Annotated in this window: 14 protein-coding genes; 9 read left to right on the top strand and 5 right to left on the bottom strand. The window is 68.4% G+C overall.

Annotated elements, in window-relative coordinates:
* Nucleotides 1–70 precede the first annotated feature (70 nt).
* Nucleotides 71–445: a VOC family protein gene (locus tag ACQPY4_RS17485; RefSeq protein ID WP_433337583.1), complete on the bottom strand. Its 375-nt coding sequence runs from the start codon at nt 443–445 to the stop codon at nt 71–73.
* 513 nt (nt 446–958) lie between these two features.
* Between ACQPY4_RS17485 and ACQPY4_RS17480 the strand changes: the two genes are divergently transcribed.
* From ACQPY4_RS17480 to ACQPY4_RS17470, 3 genes are all read left to right on the top strand, one after another.
* Nucleotides 959–3,664, top strand: coding sequence for an AAA family ATPase (locus tag ACQPY4_RS17480; RefSeq protein WP_433337581.1), 2,706 nt, complete (start codon nt 959–961; stop codon nt 3,662–3,664).
* Nucleotides 3,665–3,752: 88 nt separating this feature from the next.
* On the top strand, nt 3,753–5,459 hold the full coding sequence (locus tag ACQPY4_RS17475; protein ID WP_433337579.1) for a putative Ig domain-containing protein: 1,707 nt from the start codon (nt 3,753–3,755) through the stop codon (nt 5,457–5,459).
* 297 nt (nt 5,460–5,756) lie between these two features.
* Nucleotides 5,757–5,879, top strand: a complete 123-nt coding sequence (locus ACQPY4_RS17470) for a hypothetical protein (RefSeq protein WP_433337577.1) — start codon at nt 5,757–5,759, stop codon at nt 5,877–5,879.
* Nucleotides 5,880–6,786: 907 nt separating this feature from the next.
* Here ACQPY4_RS17470 and ACQPY4_RS17465 read toward each other — a convergent pair.
* From ACQPY4_RS17465 to ACQPY4_RS17450, 4 genes are all read right to left on the bottom strand, one after another.
* On the bottom strand, nt 6,787–9,567 hold the full coding sequence (locus ACQPY4_RS17465; RefSeq protein ID WP_433337575.1) for a S8 family serine peptidase: 2,781 nt from the start codon (nt 9,565–9,567) through the stop codon (nt 6,787–6,789).
* A gap of 1,016 nt (nt 9,568–10,583) precedes the next feature.
* Nucleotides 10,584–10,745 (bottom strand): hypothetical protein, encoded by a 162-nt coding sequence (locus ACQPY4_RS17460; RefSeq protein ID WP_433337573.1) that lies wholly within the window; start codon nt 10,743–10,745, stop codon nt 10,584–10,586.
* A 165-nt stretch (nt 10,746–10,910) separates the two neighbouring features.
* A protein-coding gene (locus tag ACQPY4_RS17455; protein WP_433337571.1) for an IS3 family transposase occupies nt 10,911–12,127 on the bottom strand; the annotation gives its coding sequence in 2 pieces (ribosomal slippage) (nt 10,911–11,837 and nt 11,840–12,127; 1,215 coding nt in all).
* Between the two features lie 477 nt (nt 12,128–12,604).
* On the bottom strand, nt 12,605–13,372 hold the full coding sequence (locus ACQPY4_RS17450) for a hypothetical protein (protein WP_433337569.1): 768 nt from the start codon (nt 13,370–13,372) through the stop codon (nt 12,605–12,607).
* 359 nt (nt 13,373–13,731) lie between these two features.
* Between ACQPY4_RS17450 and ACQPY4_RS17445 the strand changes: the two genes are divergently transcribed.
* The 6 genes from ACQPY4_RS17445 (at nt 13,732) to ACQPY4_RS17420 (ending at nt 18,961) form a co-directional block, all read left to right on the top strand.
* Entirely contained in the window at nt 13,732–14,112 is a 381-nt protein-coding gene (locus ACQPY4_RS17445; protein ID WP_433337567.1) for an SgcJ/EcaC family oxidoreductase, read from the top strand.
* Nucleotides 14,113–14,670: 558 nt separating this feature from the next.
* Nucleotides 14,671–15,510 (top strand): oxidoreductase, encoded by an 840-nt coding sequence (locus ACQPY4_RS17440; protein ID WP_433337565.1) that lies wholly within the window; start codon nt 14,671–14,673, stop codon nt 15,508–15,510.
* Nucleotides 15,500–15,748 carry a TetR/AcrR family transcriptional regulator gene (locus ACQPY4_RS17435; RefSeq protein WP_433337563.1) on the top strand — a complete coding sequence of 83 codons (249 nt, stop codon included), beginning with the start codon at nt 15,500–15,502 and terminating at the stop codon, nt 15,746–15,748. The genes ACQPY4_RS17440 and ACQPY4_RS17435 overlap by 11 nt, the downstream gene beginning before the upstream one ends.
* A 56-nt stretch (nt 15,749–15,804) precedes the next feature.
* Nucleotides 15,805–16,719, top strand: coding sequence for a NucA/NucB deoxyribonuclease domain-containing protein (locus ACQPY4_RS17430; protein ID WP_433337561.1), 915 nt, complete (start codon nt 15,805–15,807; stop codon nt 16,717–16,719).
* 89 nt (nt 16,720–16,808) lie between these two features.
* Nucleotides 16,809–17,600 carry a hypothetical protein gene (locus ACQPY4_RS17425; RefSeq protein ID WP_433337559.1) on the top strand — a complete coding sequence of 264 codons (792 nt, stop codon included), beginning with the start codon at nt 16,809–16,811 and terminating at the stop codon, nt 17,598–17,600.
* A 677-nt stretch (nt 17,601–18,277) separates the two neighbouring features.
* Nucleotides 18,278–18,961: an SRPBCC family protein gene (locus tag ACQPY4_RS17420; RefSeq protein WP_433337557.1), complete on the top strand. Its 684-nt coding sequence runs from the start codon at nt 18,278–18,280 to the stop codon at nt 18,959–18,961.
* Nucleotides 18,962–18,964: the final 3 nt, after the last annotated feature.

Below are 18,964 nucleotides of genomic sequence, written 5' to 3'. Positions count from 1 at the left end.
TACCTGTTCATCGCCGAGCACCTGGCCCTCAACCCACCGAGGCGGCCAGGCACCACGGGGAGACAGGCCCTTAAAAGCCCGTCAGGGCCCCCGAGACCTCCCAGTACGCTTCGATCCGGTGGCCGTCCGGGTCTGTGCAGGTAAACGAGACGTAGCCCGCATCTTCATACTGCTTGATGATGTCCACTCCGTCCGCCCGCATCCGGGTGAGCAGGTCCTTCACCTCCTCGGGCGCGAAGAGCTGGAAGCCGAAGTGGAGGAAGGCAGGCGGCGGCCCGATGTCCCGGCCGCCGTGGAAGGCGAGAGTCAAGCCGTCGGCGTTGCGGATGGTGATCGTGCCGTCGCTCAATCGCGCGGTGGCGGGGTCGAAGTCGAAGTAGGTCTCGTAGAACCGCCGGCTGCGCTGCACGTCACGGACCGGCAGGCCAAGATGCATCAGACTCATGACGCAGCATGGAACGCTGGGGCCGCTGGAGGCAAGAGGGCCGCTGGTCTACCGACTGACACCCGGCTGGTTCCGTTCTACGCAAGGCGCCGGGTATTTGATCGTTCGTACATGCAGGTCAAGCAGACCGTGGCCCAGCGGCCAGAGGGCTTGGTCCGGCCAACCCTCTCGGTCCGGGACGCGGACGGGGCCGAGCCAGGGAAGGACTGGACTAGGGGAAACGAGCAACGACAGCCTCACCGGCTGGGTACTTCCCTACTCCCTGTCAGGGTGGAATTCCAGGCCACTGTGAGCGGCCGCTGGGTGGTGTGCATGATGGACGAGTGACCCGCGCGTGGACGTCCTTGTGCGGGATCCGCCGCTCGCAGGAATGGTTCATTTCCGCGACACCGATCAAGAGCCGCTTCCACCGCCATCATGGGCCGGTCGCTGCTGGTGGTCGGCAAGGTGTCCTCGTCAGGCGCTAGGGATTTCCCTCTGTCTCGTTTGGGGAGTTCTGCTTACGATCCGAACATGCTTGTGGGGCATTCCGTGCTGCTAGCCGCGGCTGGGAAGGCGCTGGGCGCGGGTGAGCGGGTGGTGTTACGTGGCCCGCCGGGTGTCGGCAAGAGCGCGGTGCTGGATCGGCTCGTCCACGACCGCCCGGAGACGGTGGTCCGGGTGGCCGCCGCCCGCGCTGATGAGGGTCTCGACTTGGCGGTGGTCGCCGAGATCCTCGACGTCCTTCCGGACGGTTGTCTGGACGCTCTGCCTGAGCCGCAGCGCGCGGCGGCCGAGGCGGTGAGGCGGCATGGGGTCGGGGGCGCGGATCCGCTGGCCGTCCGGTTCGGGCTGACGGGTGCACTGTGCGAGGCGGGCGCGTTGCTGGTGATCGACGACGTCCAGTGGCTGGACCCGGCCAGCGTGAACGCGGTGGCCTACGCGTTGCGGCGGGCCGGTGACCGGGTCGGTTGTGTGATCGCCGAGCGGACGCCCCTCGGGCCGCCGATCACTGAGCGGCTCGGCGGCGGGTGGACCGTGCTGGACGTGGCGCCGCTGCCGGTCGAGGAGGTGGCGTCGCTGCTCGCTGCGCACGGTCTTCCCCGCAGGCTGGCCGGTGCGGCGCACCTTGCGGGCGGCGGGTTTCCCCTGTGGACGCTGGAGGCGGGCAAGGCGCTGGCGGCGGCCCGCGACGCGCGTCGCGTCCGGTCGCTGATCGCCGCGCGGCTGGAGGAACTTCCGGCCGCGACCAGGGACGTGTTGCTGCCGATGGCGCTGGCGCGGCGGCCGACGCTCACGCTGCTGCGCCGGGCCGGGTGGCGGAACGCCGACGTGGCGGTGCGGCCCGCGATCGCGGCGGGCCTGGTGACGGTGGACGGCACGCTCGGGTTCACCGGGACGGCCATCGCCGACGCGGTGATCGAGGAGGCGGGCTGGAGCCGCCGGGCCGCCGCTCACCGGGCGCTGGCCGAGGCGGCCGGCGATGCCGCCGACCGCGTCCGCCATCGTGCGCTGGCCGATCCGGGACCGGACGCCGATCTGGCCCGTGAGCTGGCGGCGGCCGCCGCCGTGGCGCGCGCCGCGGGCGATCGCGCGGGCGCGGCGGAGCTCGGGCTGCTGGCGGCCGAGCACACGCCGGGCGGGGCCGACGGCGCGACGATCGTCTCGGCGACCACCGACGCGGCGGCTGCGGGACGCGCCGATCTGGTTCGGCGCGGTGAGGCGCTGCTGGACACGATGGGCACGCCCGCCGAACGCGCTCGCGCCCGGCTGGCGGTCATCCGCACGGCCGGGCAGTCGCTCGCGGGCCACGCCGACACGCTCGCGCGGGCCCTGGCCGACGCCGGCGGCGATCCCGCGCTACGGGCCGAGGTCCACGTCCGGCTGGCGGTGCGCGCGAACCTCACGGAGGGAGATCCCGGCCAGGCCAGGGTCGAGGCCGGCCGGGCGTGCGAACTGGCGGCCGCCGCCGGCGACCGTGCGCTGCTCGCGGCGGCGCTCACCATGCGGGCGCGGGTCGAGCGGATCACCGGTCATCCGGACGCCGAACGGTCGCTCGCCGACGCGCTGGCGTTGGGGCCCGGGGGCACCGGGGCGGTGAACGACTCGGCCCGCTTCCTGGCGGCCCGGCACGCGCTGTTCGACGACCGGCTCGGCGACGCCCGGGGCGTCCTGCTGAATCTGCTGCCGGTTGCCGAACGGACTGGGGACGCCGAGGGCATCATCGACGTGCTGCGCGGCCTGGCCGAGGTCGAGGTCCGTTCGGGCTACTGCGCGAAGGCGTCGTCGTACGCGGCGCGCGCGATGGAGCTGACCGAGTCGGCGGGCCTGTCGCCGGGACCGGCCTGGTACAGCCTGGCCGTCACCGAGGCGGCGGGCGGCGACCTCGCGCTGGCTCGCCGGCATGCCGTGGACGGGGCCGCGACGTCCGAGGAGGAGCAGGACATGCTCTTTCTCGCACGCAACCTGCACGTGCTCGGCACGATCGAGCTGCTCGCCGGAGACGTGGACGCGGCCGTCCAGAACCTGGGCCGGGTGCGCGAGCTGGAACGCGCGGCCGGCGTCGTCGACCCGTCGCTGCTGCGGTGGCACGGTGACCTGGTGATCGCGCTGGCGCTCACCGGACGCCCGGGGCAAGCGCGGGACCTGCTGGACGAGGTGCGGCCGATCGCCCGGCGGCTGGGCCGCACCGGAGTGCGGGCCTCGCTCGACCACGCCGAAGGCCGGCTTTGCGCGGCCGGTGGCGGCGATCTGGCGGAGGCCGCCGCGACGCTGGCCCGCGCGGCCGAACGGTTCGGCTCGCTCAGCCTGCCGCTCGAACAGGGACGCGTGCTGCTCGCCCAGGCCCAGATCGCGCGGCGACGGCGCCGCATGGCCGAGGCCCGCGCCTTCGTGGCCAGGGCGTACGAGGTGTTCAACGCCGCCCGCGCCCGGCCGTGGCTCCAGCTCACCGGCGAGGCCGCCGCCCGACTCGAACCCGCCCAACTCGCGGGCGCGCCCAGCGTGGACGTGCTCACCGCGAGCGAGAAACGGGTGGCCGAGCTGGTCAGCCGGGGCGCCAGCAACCGGGAGATCGCCGTCGCGCTGGCACTGAGCGTAAAGACGGTCGAGGCGACGCTGACCCGGATCTACCGCAAACGCGGCGTCCGCTCCCGGACGCAGCTCATCGCGGCCCTCCACGTTCCCGTCACGGACACCGTCCCTCCCCCGGCCGCCGACCGGGCCGACTCGGGCGGCTGACACAAGGGGTTCCTCCCTTTTCGGGTTTGTTGTCGCGCACCTACCGTTCTCGCATCGCAAATCCCCCACCACCGTGAAAGGCCCAGCGATGAACAGGTACGCACGGCTGCTGTGTTCGACGGGCACGGCCGCCGCACTGCTGATCGCCGCGCTCCCGGCGGCGCACGCGCAGGCGAGCCCACCGCCCGCAGCCGATCCGATCCTCCAGGCGATGCAGCGCGACCTCGGGTTGCGCGCCGACCAGGTCCGGCGCCGCTGGACGGACGAGGCGCGCGCCCGGCGGGCCGTCCAGGCCCTGCGGCCCGCGGTCGGCCCGGCCGGCTCGTGGTTCGACGCCGCGAAGGGCAAACTGGTCGTGCCGGTCACCGACGAGGCCAACGCGCGCACCGTCGAAGCGCTGGGAGCCGAACCACGCCGGGTGACCCACGGCCCGGCGGTCCTGTCCCGGGCCGCCGCCGCGGTCTCGCGGCTCGTCGGCGACGGTGTCACCGGTGTCACCGGATTCGGCGTCGATCCTATGGGCGACCGAGTGCTCGTCCGGGTGACCTCCGCCGTCGCTCCGTCCTTCGAAGCCCGGCTGCGCGCGATCTCTCCCGCCGTCACCATGGACCGCTCCGACACGGTGTTCCGCCAGCAGGGCGGGGACGTGATCGGCGGCGAGTACTGGAAGCCCGGGTCGGAGTCTTCGTGCTCGATCGGCTTCGCGGCCACGGGCTCGGGCGGTCAGCGCCACATGCTGACCGCAGGGCACTGCACCAACGACGCCAACCAGCCCGCCTACGGCAGGGACGGCACACGGCTCGGCACCTCCAACACCGGCGGCAATCACAGCGTCAACGCGCGCGAAGGCGACTTCGGCCTGGTCGACGTCACCGAGCCGGCCTGGCGGCTGACATCGACCGTGTCCGGCTGGGGCCAGGGCGACATCACCGTCACCGGATCGGCCGAGCCGACCGTGGGCATGTCGATCTGCCGCTCCGGCGGCACCACCAAGCTCCGCTGCGGCACGGTCACGCGAGTCAACCAGACCATCGACTACGGCAACGTGATCATCGAGGGGCTGTTCGTGACCAACGCCTGCTCGGCCGGGGGCGACTCGGGCGGCTCCTACGTCACCGGGCCCAAGGACGACGCCAAGGCCGTCGGCCTGCACTCCGGCGGCGGCGCCGGCTGCGGGCAGCCCGGACCGACGACGATCGGGCAGCCGGTCAACGAGGCCGCATCCAAGTGGCGGGTGGCCCTGGTCACCGGCTCCGGGCAGCCCGGCGACCTCACCGTCACCGCACCCGGCGACCAGACCGGGCAGGTCGGCACCGCAGCGCGCCTGGAGAACCGCGTGTCGGGCGGGACGGCCCCCTACACCTGGACCGCGACCGGCCTGCCCGCCGGGCTCTCCATCGACCGATCCACCGGGACGATCACCGGCACGCCCTCCACCGCCGGATCGAGCCGCGTGACCGTCACAGCGACCGACTCCCGCAACCGCACCGGCTCCGCCTCCTTCACTTGGACGATCACCGGGACCGGCGGCGCCCCGTCGGTGACCGACCCCGGAGCACAGACCGCCTACGTCGGCCGCCCGTTCCAGTTGCAGCTGACGGCCACCGGCGGCGCCACCCCGTACCGCTGGACGGCTACCGCACTGCCCGCCGGCCTGACCATCGACACCGCGACCGGCCGGATCACCGGCACACCGACCAGGTGGGGCACGACGAACGCCACCGCGACCGTGACGGACAAGGCCAGCAAGAGCGCCTCCACCACCTTCCGAGTCACCGTCTGGAACTCATGGTGACCCTAGAGAACACCCCTGCTACACCACAGCAATAACGCATGGCCGGGGATGAGGCCACACCCCATCCCCGGCCAACCGAAGGGCCGCCGCCCCACCGGCGGCCCTTCGCAGCTGGACACGCTCACCCGGCTTGGCAGTCCGCGCCAGAAGGTCTTCTCCGAGAAAATTCCGATGAAGCGCCTGGGCCGGGGCGCCGCCGAGCTCGCTGCTGGCCGACGACCTCACCGCACACGGCCTGGTCTGGGAGATGCTCGCCGGACCGCTCGCAAGAGCCTACGACCCGTCCGGCCGGGCCGGATGCCGTTCGCGTTCTTCGCCGCGATGGCCGAGACCGAACGCGAGGGCATCCGCGCGGCAACCATGGAGGGCCTGAAAGCCGCAGCGCGGAAGGGCAACATAGCGGCCGCCGCCCGACGATGACCGCCGACTTGCCCACATCGCGCTGCGTCGCAAGGCCGCCAGCGAGGGGATGGAGGACATCCGCAAGGACCTGATGATTCCACCAGGACGGCGCGGCCCAGCCCTTCAGTGGCGCCGGCAGCGGCGGTCGCGGTGGTGACGGACGAACGCCCTCGAAGACAGCCTGAGAGGCTGGGCACTCAGCAGCGGCTCGTCCAGCAGCGTGCGCAGCAGCCGAACCGAACACCCGGATGCGCCAGCCGACGCGGCAGAGTGATCCTGCCCGTGGTCAGCCCCTCCCACGTCAGCCGGCGACTACGTCGCCAATGGGCCGCGGCGGGAGCGGCTTCCTACGGCCAGCCCCGACAGGACGTTGGCGCCGTTTTCCCGGCGGCAGGCGTGGATAGCGCAGCTCGTCATGATCGGCAGCGTGGCGGTCAGCAGCGGCGGAAGATGGTGTTGCTCATGCCGAGTCGCCTGGCCAAGGCCAGGACGCTGAGCCGTGTCCCCGTATGTTCGGCGCTGACAACGAGTTCCTGGAGCAGCAGGCACCGGGGCCTGTGAGTCGAGCGGTGGTCAGTCGCGCCGGGGTGGACGGGTGGCGTGCGCCGCCGAGTTGCAGGCCGATTCGGCCGGGTCCCGCGCTCGCGTGGTCGACGATCAACGTTCACCGACGCGCGCGGTGTGCGGGTCTGAAGGACGTGGAAACCGGCGTCCGTCCGGTGGCCAGATCCTGCTGACATGCGAGGCCACTGGCGTTCCCCGCGCTTTCGCGACGGCCCGGCGCTGGCGACGGTCCTCGTGCACTGTGTTTTGGCTTCCGCAGCGCCGAATGACGGAGTCCCGTCTGAGCTTATGCTCAGACGGGACTCCGTCGTTCGGCTCTCGGCCGTCTGCAGGACGGCCCTGGGTCATTGCCCCTGGGGCTTCAGAAGGTCAGTTTCCAGGAGTCGAGTGTGCCTTGGTCCCGATGGAAGATGTCCCGGACAAGAAGCTTCCAGGGGCCGTTGGCTGGTTCGCCTGAAGCGTTGACGGTGTAGGTTTCGGTCAGGTTCGCCGCGCTGTCGCCGCCGTTGGCGGGGCGCAGGGCATAGCGCTTGCCGCTGGGAGCGATCAGGTCGATGTGGAGATCACCGCGGTAGGTGTGTTTCACCGACACCGCCGCTTTGAGAGTGGCGGGGGCGTTACCGCTTTGCCCGCTGACCTCGATCGTGCTGGTGACTCCGTTCTGGTCCAGATCGGGAACGGTCATGTCGGTGTCGTTGGTGAATTCCTTGCCACCGGGGGTTTCGGGGCCGAGTTCGGCGAGGATCGCGTCGGAGTACTTGGTGATTCTGGTGGAGATACCGGGCCCCTGGCATTGGGAGTCACCGGATGAGTGGACGCCGACGAGCCTGTAGGTGCCGATCGAGTTTCCGGCCACATAGGGCGAGCCGCTGTCGCCTCGACAACTGCCGACCTCGCCCTTGTGCGGGCCGTGGCAGAGCTGGTTTTGCGGGTTGAAGGTGAAGCCGACATCCTTACAGGTCTTCCCGTCGATAATGGGGAATTTGGCCTTTTGCAGATGCGACTGGTAGCCCGTGCCGCCATCGGTGTTGCCGTAGGTAAGCATGGTGGTGTCGGTGCCGGGTTTGTCGATGACGCCGTTGTCCTCGCTCAGGGCGACTTTCAGGGTCTGGGTGCCGAGGTTCTTGTCCAGTGTCAGGACGGCGACGTCGCTGCCGTCGAGTTTGCCCGGTGTGTAGCCGGGGTCGATCCACCGCTTGATCGGCTTGGCGGTGGTGCCCTGGGAGGTGTCCTTGAGGTCATCGCGGCCGAACACGATGGTTTTGGACTGCCAGGTGTCGGCGCTGTTGTCCACGCAGTGCGCGGCGGTGATGATCTTGTTGGGGCGGACCAGTGCGCCGCCGCAGTTCAGCTTCTGCGGATGGGAGCTGCCGGGGCGCAGAATCGCTACTGCCCAGGGGTACTCGGCGGTGGTGGTGTCGGTGCCGCCGCGGGCGTAGGGCTCGGCCGACGATGATGCGGCGCTGTCGGCGAAGCACATGGGCGAGGAGGGGCCCGACCAGCAGACGATCTTGCGTTGGGTCACGGCGCTCAGGCCGCCGCTGTCGGTGACGGTGAGCCTGCTGATGTAGTCGCCGGTCTTGTTCGGGTAGGAATGCTTGGCGACCCGGTCGCTGCCGGTGCCGCCGTCGCCGAAGTTCCACTGGTAGGACGCGATGGCGCCGTCGGGGTCCTTGGAACCGCTGGCGTCGAAGGTGCACTGGCCCGACCAGCACTGCGCGCTGAAGCTGGCGGTCGGCGCCTGGTTGGGGCCGCCTGGCTTGCCCGCGGTGACCTCCTGCTCGGTGGAGTTGCTCTTGCCCGCGCTGTCGGTGACGGTCAGTTTGACCTTGTAGGTGCCGGCCTTGGCGTAATTGTGCTTGTACTTCACGCCGTCCCCCGTGCCGCCGTCGCCGAAGTCCCAGCGGTAGGACGTCGCCCCGGTGGAGGCGGACCCGTCGAACGCACAGGACGGAGCCGTGGTGGCGCAACTGGCGGTGAACTTGGCCGCGGGACCGCCGGGCCCGGGGTCGCCCGGGCCGAACTGGACGTTCAGCAGCTTGTTCGGTGATCCGGCGCCGGGGTTCTGGACCACGTCCTGGGTCGCGGCGTTGACGATCGCGTCGTGGGCCTGCTTGGCGGTCGCGCCGGGGTTGGCGTGCAGCCACACCGCCACCGCGCCCGCGACGTGCGGAGCGGCCATCGAGGTGCCGGTCTTTTGGGTAATACCGGTATCGCTGCTGTGCGAGGCAGCGTCGATGTAGGTCCCGGGGGCGAACACATCGACGCACCCGCCGTAGTTGGACATCGAGTTACGGCGGTCGTTGCGCTCAGTGTTGCCGACCGTGATCACCTCGGGCAGCTTGGCGGGGCCGTAGCCGCACGCGTCGGCGTTGCTGTTGCCCGCGGCCGCCACGAACACCAGTCCCTGGCCGGTCAGGTTCCGGATCATGTCGGCAGCGAAGTCGGCGGTGTCGAAGGTCAGACTCATGTTCACCACCGCGGGCTTGACGCCGTTGCGTCCGAGCCACTCCAGCGCGTCCATGGCCCAGGAGTCCGGGGCGCTCGAACCGCAGCCAAAGGTCCGCAGGGCGACCACCTTGACCTTTTTGGCGACCCCGTAGACCTTGCCGCCTACGGTGCCCGCGACATGAGTGCCGTGCCCGTTGCAGTCGCTGCCATCACCTGGCTCGCTGTCGGTGAAGTCCCCGCCGACGCTGGCGCGGCCCTCGAACTCGGTGTGGGTTTTGCGGACGCCCCCGTCCATCACATAGGCGGTGGCCGAGGAAGCGGAGTTGGGTGGGTTGTACTTCTTGTCCAGCGGCAGGTTCTTCTGGTCGAGCCGGTCAAGGCCCCAGGTGGCGTCGTCCTGCGCCAGCCGCGCCGTGCCCTCCTGATACACAGCCGCCACCGCGGTGTGGCCGGCCAGCCGGCGTGCCTTGGTCTCGTCCAGCCCGCGCACCAAGAACCCGTTGCCGGCGGCGGTGTAGACGGACTTGAGCTGGCCGCCATGGGCTCGCGTGAGGTCAGAGGCGGTCTGACCCACTGAACGCGAGTCTTTGAGTTTGACCAGATAACTGCCCGGGATGGGTGCGCGGGCCGCGATCACCGTGCCTTCCGGTTCGGCTGCCGAGCCGATGCCGGGCAGCAGCGCCGCGACCACGACCGCGGCGAGTGCCGCGGCCGCCGATGAGGAGATACGTCTCCTCGCAACGTTCATGGGGGTCCTCCACTTCTGAAGCGCGGCAAGAATGCACGCGCAGGACGGAGACAACCCAAAGAATAGAAATCGCAGACCCAATCCGAACCCGGGAAAGCCCTCGTCTTACCAGCGCCGGGAACTTGCCCCCTCGTTACAGAACAGTCGCTGATGAATAAAATCGATTTCCAGGCGTGCCCGGCGGCGAACCCTGCTCGATCGGCTTCTCGGTGACCTACGTGGGCGCTGCGGGGGAACGGCCCGTCCACGATCTCAGCGAAAGCTTTACTCACTGCGGAACGGCCGCTTGTGATCTATCCCAGACCCCCAGTCGCCTCCTAACCCACCGAAAATTCGCTCGCTCCAGGAGTGCTAGGTGCTCGTGAGTGACGATCGGCCCGGTTGCGTACTGACCTGCGTGTTCATAGGCCTGTTGTTGCTGCGGGTAGTCGGTTCGGAATTGGCTTCGGGGCTTGGCCCCCTTCTTGTGGTGGGCTTGGTGTGCGTAGGCTTCGCCGGTGGCCAGGACCCGGCCGGCCTCCTGCTGTCCGGTGCGCCGACGGTTGGTCACGCCTCGAGGCCAGGGCGGGAGGGTTTGGGAGCACGGCGGGACGGGCCGGCTTCGTGCGCTAGTTCCGAAACCCACCGCAGATGGTGGCCAGTCCACGTGGCAGGCGCGGTTGGGCGTGGGCGGCCAGGATCAGCCAGGTCCAGCGGTCGGCGGTCGCCGAGGAGCACAGGCGAGGGCTGCTCCAGCCCAGCGTCTGCTCAGTAAGCGGAAGTGTGCTCCAAATCGAAGCGGCGAAGGAACGCGCTTCGAGAGCCGGTCGACATCGTGCTCGGTGGCGTCCGTCCCGGACCAACACGGCCAGATCGGCTCGGTGCGCCACCGGTGGGCAGGTGCTCGACGTGGAGGCGGATCACTGTCCCGGAGATGACCGGTAGCGGGCCAGGCAGGTGTCCCCAGGCCGAGTGACAAGTCAGCCGGGGATGCAGCCGGTTCCGGGCGGTGCCGTAAGGGTGCCGGACGTGGTGGTCTGGGGATGCGCGCGCCCCAGGTCGGGGTCGCCGAAGACGAACTCGCCGCCGTTCTGGGGCGGGCGTCCGCCCAGCGGGTTGGCCAGCAGGAACTCAGGGCACATCAGTCGCCCCACCTCTTCTTCTGTGAGCCGTCACGCGGTTCTCTCCGCGCGAGCGGAGGTGATCCGTGACAGGGGTCGAGCGTCGCTTCTGCTGCCTCGCAGAGAACACGAACCTGCGCATAGATCTCAGGGCACTGAGCTGCACCGGGTTTGGTGAAGTCCGGTCTACCTGGCGCCGGTTGGCGCTGGTGTGTTGATAGAACGGTAGTGGTTGGCCTCGTATTCGGTCGGTGGCACGTTGCCGATCGAGCTGTGGAGGCGGCGGTGGTTGTACCAGCCGATCCATTCGACGATGGCGCATTCGACCTGGTCGCGAGTGCGCCAGGTTTGGCGGTGGATCAACTCTGCCTTGAACGTGCCGTTCAACGCTTCGGCCATCGCGTTGTCATACGAATCGGCGACCGATCCGACCGAGGCCATCACGCCGAGGTCGGCCAGGTGGGTGGCGTAGCGGAAGCTGGTGTATTGACAGCCACGGTCTGAATGATGGATCAAGCTGCCGCGCTCTGGTCGCTGCCGACTCGGTGGACGGTCGCGGTCGCGCTGCCACATGGCCATCTCCAGCGCGTCCAAGGGCAGGTCGGTGCGTAGATGATCGGCCAGTTGCCAGCCGACGATGCGACGCGAGTAGGCGTCCAGCACGAACGCCATATACACCCACCCCTCCCAGGTTCGGACGTAGGTGATGTCGGCCAGCCACAGCTGATCTGGCCGGTTCGCGGTGAAGTGGCGGTTGACCAGGTCTGGTGGCCGCGGCGCCGAGGTGTCAACGACCGTGGTGCGCCTCTTGCTGCCGCGGCGCACGCCTTCCAGGTCGTGCTGGCGCATCAGCCGTTCCACCGTGCAGCGCGCCACCTGAACGCCTTGGCGTTGCAACTGCTTGTGAACGCGGCGGGCGCCATAGACGCCGTAGTTGGCCTCATACACGTCGGTGATCTGCTCAATCAGCACCGCGTCCCGCTGCGCTCGGGCAGAGGGCGGCCGGCGTTTGCGGCCGTAGTAGGTGCCCGGGCACAGGCCCAGGACCTGGCATACCGGCTCGACCCCGAAGCGGTCACGAAGGTGGTCGACCACCACGACTACTTCGTCCGGGGCTGGCCGAGCTCGGCGGCGAAAAGCGCACTGGCCGCTTTGAGGATCTCGTTGGCGCGCTTGAGCTCATTGTTCTCCTTGCGCAGCCGCTTGAGCTCGTCACGCTCAGCCGAGGTCAACTGCTCAGGCCGCTGACCCGTATCGGCCTGGGCCTGGCGCACCCAGGTCCGCAACGCCTCGCGGTGGATGCCCAGATCCGCAGCGATCTGCGCGATCGGCCTATCGGACTCCAAGGCCAGCCGAACAGCTCGATCCCGGAGCTCTTGGGGGTATTTGCGTGGTGCTGCCATCGCGATGATTCTCCTCCCCTGCCAGCCAAGATCACGCTGGCTTGAAGGACTTCACCAAACCCGGTGCAGCTCACACCTGGCAACGCAACGAACCGAACAGCGGGCGGCCGTTTGACATTCGGTACCGAACCGTGGGCCCGACGGATCACTGAGCGTGACGACATGCCCTACCCCCTTCTCCAAGATCCGGAGAGGAGTGGGAGATCATCTTGGCGTCCAAGGTCTCTGAACGGCGCTGAACGGACCTCGGGAGAGCCGTGTGAGCTGCACAGATACCTTACGCCGCAGGTCACGCGTGAGCGTGGATTACCTTGACACGGCAGAAGTCACTGGTTCAATCCCAGTATCGCCCACCAAAGTTCACGCAGGTCAAGCCCCTGCCCCACACCCGGGGCCGGGGCTTTCCGATCTCCATGGGAGAAATCCGGGAGATCATCGCCTCCCGAGCGCTACCGCGCGTCTCCCACGTCACTGCCTTCAGTCACGCTGAGTAATACTTGGCCGGAGATCTGCTGGCACGACCAGCAGCAGATGCCGCAACTCGTCGTCGCTCAGCTGCCTGACAGAGTCCTCCCAACGAGCTTGCAATGCTGCCAGGACTCGCTGCTTGGCTTCTTCGGTGACGTGTTCGTAGATGTTGGCCATGCCCGGGAGCTTGTGTCCCAGGCGCGCCGCCTGGGCGGCGTCGGGAAGGCTGTCGTCAGCCAGCCAGGTGCGATGCAAGTGCCGCCCCTCATGGAAGGTGAACCCCGCCAGGATCGGCGGAAGGGGGTGGTCGAGGTTGGTGGGATCGCCGTCCCAGGCCGGCCGCCAGAACCGCCGGGTGAAGTTGCTCCGCCGCAACTCACCGCCACGGGCACCGGTGAACACCCGCTTGGCCGGAATCTTCCGCGCGCGGACCGCCACATTCATGATCGTGGAGAACGTGGCGAACACTGACGCCACGGTCCACTCCGCCAGATCCTCATGCAACTCGTTGACCCATCCCTGGACCTCCGAGTGGTCATGGAAGATGGCGCCCAGCGGCCAGTCCTCCCCCTGCGGCAACAGATGACACCGCAGATGAGAGCGGTACTTCGCCTCGGTATTGATCGCGAACCGGTTCACCGACATCCAACGCTCAGCAAACTCACCAAACGACACATCCCCGGCATGCGGGTCGACCCAGTTGTGCTGGCGAACCAGCGCTTCTTGCTCTTCGCCCCAGCACTCGGCCGCCCCGGGCCCGAGCACATCTGCCCGCACACCGGACGGCCCCGCCTCGGCTACGACCGTGTCCGCGCCTCATGGAGCGCCACACCGGCCTGGACCCCCACCAGCTCCGCCACTGCGCCGCTACCCACCTCGGCGAGCAGAAGGTCCCGCTCCAGCTCATCATGGCCAAGACCCGGCACAAGAACCCCGCACGGCCATGCGCTACACCCGTCCCGGCAGCGAAGCCGTCGCCGAAATCACCGGCATCCTCGCCCCACCCCGCCGCACACACTGATCAGCACCGTCCCGCACTCGAGCGTTTCTGAGAGTCTCGCGCGAGCGATTCCTTTCCGGGCGGACGGTGGTCTGCATGGGTGAAGGGCACGTCCCGAGAACGGAAGGGGATCATCATGACCGATGAACGTCAGGTGCTCGCGGTGCTGGATGAGGTCTACGCCGCGTGGGCCGCCAACGACGCGGACGCGTTCGTGTCGCCGTACGCCGAGGCAGCCACGGCGATCCTGCCAGGGGCGTACCTGCCCGACCGCGAGGCGATCCGCGCCACCATGGCGACCGTCTTCGCCGGTGAACTCAAAGGGTCGAAGGGCGTCCATGAGGTACAGAACGTCCGGTTCGTCGGCACCGACGCCGCCCTGGTGTTCAGCAAGGGGGCCGTGGTGCCGTCCGGTGAGGCTGAGCCGGACCCCGCGAGCCAGACGCTGGAGACCTGGGTGCTGTCTCGGCGGGACGGCGCCTGGCGCATCGAGGCCTTTCACAACTGCGCGGCCTGAGCGGATAGCCCCGCCGGGCTCGGGACAAACGGCCGCTGGATCGTCTGCATGATGGACAAGCCAGGCTGAACTGGGCCCGCGAGTAGGAGCGGTACGGCGAACCGGGGTTAGTGTCACATCTGTTGACAGTGGTCCTGCTGCAGGTAGGTGGTGGCGAGCAGGACGTGCCGTAGTGCGCCCTCGCGGGAGTAGGTGGCGTCTTGCAGGGCCAGGCCGTGGCGGAGGTGGCCGCGGGCGCGGCTGTGGTCGCCGAGCCGGAGGTAGCGGTACCCGGCCTGGGCATGTGCTTGGGCTTCGTCCGTCCGGTAGCACAGTCCGGCGGCCCCGAGGACGATGCGGTGTCGCCGTGGTGGCGAAGGCCGCGTCGGTGGCCCGTCGGACCTGTGTTGTCGACTGATCGTTGGTGTGGGCCTCGGCCGCCCGGAGTTCAAGGATCGCGGTGACGGCAGGGGTGGCGCCCAGGTGCCCGGCGCGGGCGGTCCTTCATTGTCGGGGGCCAGTGGCGGGAACGAACTCATCAAGTGAACTGAACGTTCAGTTCAGGTGTGGAGGGTGTCCATGAGTATCTGGTTCATCACGGGTGCCTCGCGTGGGTTCGGTCTGGAGATCGCACGCAAGGCTCTGGCCGAGGGGGATGCGGTGATCGCCACCGCACGCAACGCCGAACAGGTCAAGGCCGAACTCACCGACGCCGGTGATCGGTTGCTGGCCGTGAACCTGGATGTCACAGACCAGGCCGCCGTCCAACAGGCCGTGGCCGCCGGGGTGGAGGCGTTCGGCCGTATCGACGTGCTGGTCAACAATGCTGGCCGGGGGCTGCTGGGAGCGGTGGAGGAGGCATCCGACGCCGAGGTCCGAGCCATCTACGACGTCAACGTGTTCGGCCTGCTGGCGGTGACCCGGGCCGTACTGCCGGTGATGCGCCGCCAGCGGTCCGGGCGGGTCTTGAACATCACCTCGGTGGGCGGGTTCACCTCCGGCCAGGGGTGGGGCGTCTACGGTTCAACCAAGTTCGCGGTGGAGGGCATGAGCGAGGCGATGCGCGTCGAGCTCGCCCCGCTGGGCATCGAAGTGATCATCATCGAGCCCGGCGTCTTCCGCACCGACTTCCTCGACGACTCCTCACTGCGCACGACCGAGCAGGTGATCGAGGACTACGCGCAGACCGCCGGTCAGACCCGGGTCTGGCGGACCAAGAACAACCACGCCCAGGCCGGTGATCCGGCGAAGGCGGCCGCCGCGATCGTCTCCATCGCCGGGGCCGGCGATCCGCCGCTCCGGCTTCAGCTGGGTGCCGACTGCGTCGCCCGCGTCGAGGCCAAACTCCACCAGGTCAAGACCGAGCTCGGGCAGTGGCGCGAGGTCGCCGTGGCGACGGCCTACGACGATGCCGGCTGACAAGGCTCTCACCCTCCGCAGCCGTCGGGTGCGCGAGGCGGTGCTGCGCGCCGCTACCCAGCTGCTGGCCGAGGGCGGGCTGCCGGCGGCGACGGTCGATGCCGTCAGCGCCCGCTCCGGCGTGAGCAAGGCGACCATCTACAAGCACTGGTCCACCTCGTTGGCCAGCGGGCTGTGGAGCCTTGGCTCAAGGGACACGGCGCCCAAAACACAACCACTGGCCCCCGGGCACCGGTGACCCGGCGGCGTGCGGACGACCGCTTCCACGCCTGTTATGAAGACACGGGGCGGCTCGTGAACGAGGAGACCGGCGCGGTGGGTGCCATCGTCCGCTACGACGTGTGGGCGACACTGAGCGCGAAGAACCATACCTGGCTGATGCAGGTGGGCGTGACCGCGACCGACATGGCGCCTGACCTGTTCCAGGCGGCACCGCATTTCGTGGCCTCCCTGGTGTGCCCGCAAAACCAGTGCGAGAAGCCCGACCCGCAGAAGAAGAGAATCTTCCCCAATACCTACACCTACTACGAACTGCCGACCTCGATCCCCGGCGACGGCAATATCCGGTACACCAACCCGACGGTCATCTTGACTCTCAACACCGATCACGGGTGGCCGGGCGACGACGTTGCCAATCCGTTGAACGACCCGTTCAACGTCCGCTGCGACAAGGAGACCTACATCGGCGGTCACGGTTGTGTGTTCTACATGGGTAACGCGGCCGCCGGGACCTTCTCCATGGACTATACGAACCCTGATCCGAAATATGGGGAGTATCGAGAGGTGGTCAAGCACAACTTGTACGCCATCGAGGTACGCGACAACCTCAAGCACTACGGCCACGTGAACTACGGCAACCCGCTGCACCGGATCGATCCGTACAAAATCGAGGATAACCGCAGGAAAGTGTGCACCCCGGCCTTCCAGCAGAAGGCGTCTTCGCTCGGCCTGTCATGCGACGAGTACCCCTACGCCTCCAGTGAGGAAGGGGGCACCACGAGCCTGCGTCGTTCGTGTGCGTTCCTGCCCGGACCGCAGAACTCCGCACATGGCAATGCTCTGGAGAACGCCCTCTACAAGCCGAACCGGATCCTGCCGTCCTACGACGAGGGCGGAAAGTACGTCCCTGGCGATCCGTACTGGATATGGGTGCTCAACGATCCGCCCAAGGACAAGATCCCCACGGTGAAACAATGCGACCAGTACTAGCCCGCTAAACATACCGACGCCAGGGTGCCCGCTCCTGTGGAGCGGGTACCCAGGCCGCGCTCCGCGCACCCAACTCACTGAGGATCACCATGCCTCCCGAACTTTCGCGTGTAACGCTCACCAGCGCGCACGCCAACACAATCACCCAGCACATGCATTCCGCGATCGCCGTCGAACCCCAGCGGGGCGACCCACGCGGCATCGCGGCTGACGGTCTGGCCATCCAGGAAGCCATCGGCTGGCACGACGAGGCCCTGTCACAGATCCACGTAGCACTGACCGACCGGCAATGGGACGTTGCACTTGCCGAAATGGACCGGACCGCGCTCGCCCTCTTGAGCACCGGTGAACCCGAAGAAGCCGACGCATGCCTGCAAACGCGTGACGCCATCCTTGATCAGATACAACTTCCGGCGCACGACCCCGGGCCACCGCAGCACACGAGGCTGCGGTTCGGCCTCGGCGGCGCCACGGGCTATGTACTGCGTCAACCCGCATGGCGTGGGAAACACGTCGCCGTCGACACCATGCCTGCCCACGACAACCCCCGCGCGACACGGCTCGGTGGCACCTTCGACGGGGCGGCCCTCCTCATCACGACGCAGGCACGAGAAGTTGATCTCGACCTTCACGTCCTGCCGACGGCGCCCGAGGCGCCCACCGGGGGAACAGTCGCCGAAACCAGCCAGCAGTGGACCAGCTACCCGCACCCGGAGCTCGTGTGCGTGGTACCCGGGGGTCAGCACGAACATGTGGCGACGCTGACCACCCACATCTGGCCACATGTCATTTACCGGGTACGGCTCGCCGTCACCACGACCGCCTCGATGGAGAACCATCTCGTGCAGATCTGGCCCGGACACGTCACGACGGCGGGATAGATCTGGCCGAGCTGCGACGCACATCCTTCCTAAGTCACCAGTCACGAACCGTCGGGCAAGCTGCTGCAACACCTGGTAGCGCTGGTCTCCCATTGGGATTCCTTTGGCAAGGTGTTCCAGGATCGGTGGGATCTCTGGCTCGGCGGAGAACTCCCCCACGTCGACCAGCACCTCCACCAGGTCACGCGTGAAGGACTGGAAGGCGGTAGAGGACGCGAGCCACAACGCCGCGTACAGAGGGTCCAGTTCCTCATCCAGCGCGCAGATGTCGATACCTTGTCGCTGGTCTGGAGCCAGACCCCTCGAACGAGACCAGCAGGTGCGTCGTACGCTGCGCTCCAGGGCAACACCTCGATCTCGGCGGCCTCGCCACCGAGCCGTTCAGCGATGGTTCCCATCGTGAACGGCCCACCGATCGGCTCGATGACCGTCCAGCACGCCGCCGCGGACAACCCGTGTTCGTCCAGCACCCTGCTGTAGTACGCAATCGCGTCGTCGCTCATGCCCTGATCGTGGGTGGAGTGTCGGACAACCCACCGTGGTGCGGCGTCTTGTGTGGCTTGGGCTTGGGGTCGGTACAGAGCGTTTGACGAAGGATCTAGCTACTGTGGGTGGTTGTTCCGCTTCGTAGCGTTACGGTCGGGGTATTCGGCCAGAAACGAGCGAAAGGAACCGGGATGTGGGAGGACGGGCTGCGGCCGGAGCTGGAGAGGATCCTCGTCGAGAACCTGGGAGTCGAGGTCGGCAAGGAGGGCTGGGGTACTTCCTTAGCGGATCTGGGGGTTGACTCCGTGGCCGCGCTGGAGCTGGAGGCCATCGTCGGTCAACGGTATGGCGTGGCGCTGCCGGCACCGGTGGTCGAGCTCAGTTCTGAGCGGGTGCTCGAGCTGATCTCTTCGGTGTCGGCTGGGAAGACGGACAACACGGTCTCCATCGACGCGCCGTTCGATGTGGTGTGGCGGCTCACCAACGATGTGCGGGGGTGGCCCGATCTGTTCACCGAGTACGCCGCCGTCGAGGTTCTCGGGGAGCGGGACGACACGGTCCGCTTCCGGCTGACCACCGTGCCCGACGAGGACGGGTCGGTGTGGAGCTGGGTGAGCGAGCGCAGGAGCGACCTGGCGTCGCGCAGGGCCACGGCCTATCGCGTCGAGCCGGGGCCGTTCACCTTCATGCAGATCAGGTGGGACTACGCCGAACGGGGGCCGGGGACGGAGCTGCGCTGGCGTCAGGCGTTCGACGTGCGGCCCGAGGCGCCGTTCGATCTGGGGAGCGCGGTCGAGCGCATCGATCGGACGTCGCGGCAGCAGATGGCGGTCATCAAGGACAAGGTGGAGGCCGCGGCCGCGGTCCGATCGTAGGGG

The sequence above is a fragment of the Spirillospora sp. CA-294931 genome (assembly GCF_050946795.1).
GTDB lineage: Bacteria > Actinomycetota > Actinomycetes > Streptosporangiales > Streptosporangiaceae > Spirillospora.
This window is presented reverse-complemented; position numbering and strand designations above follow the sequence as displayed.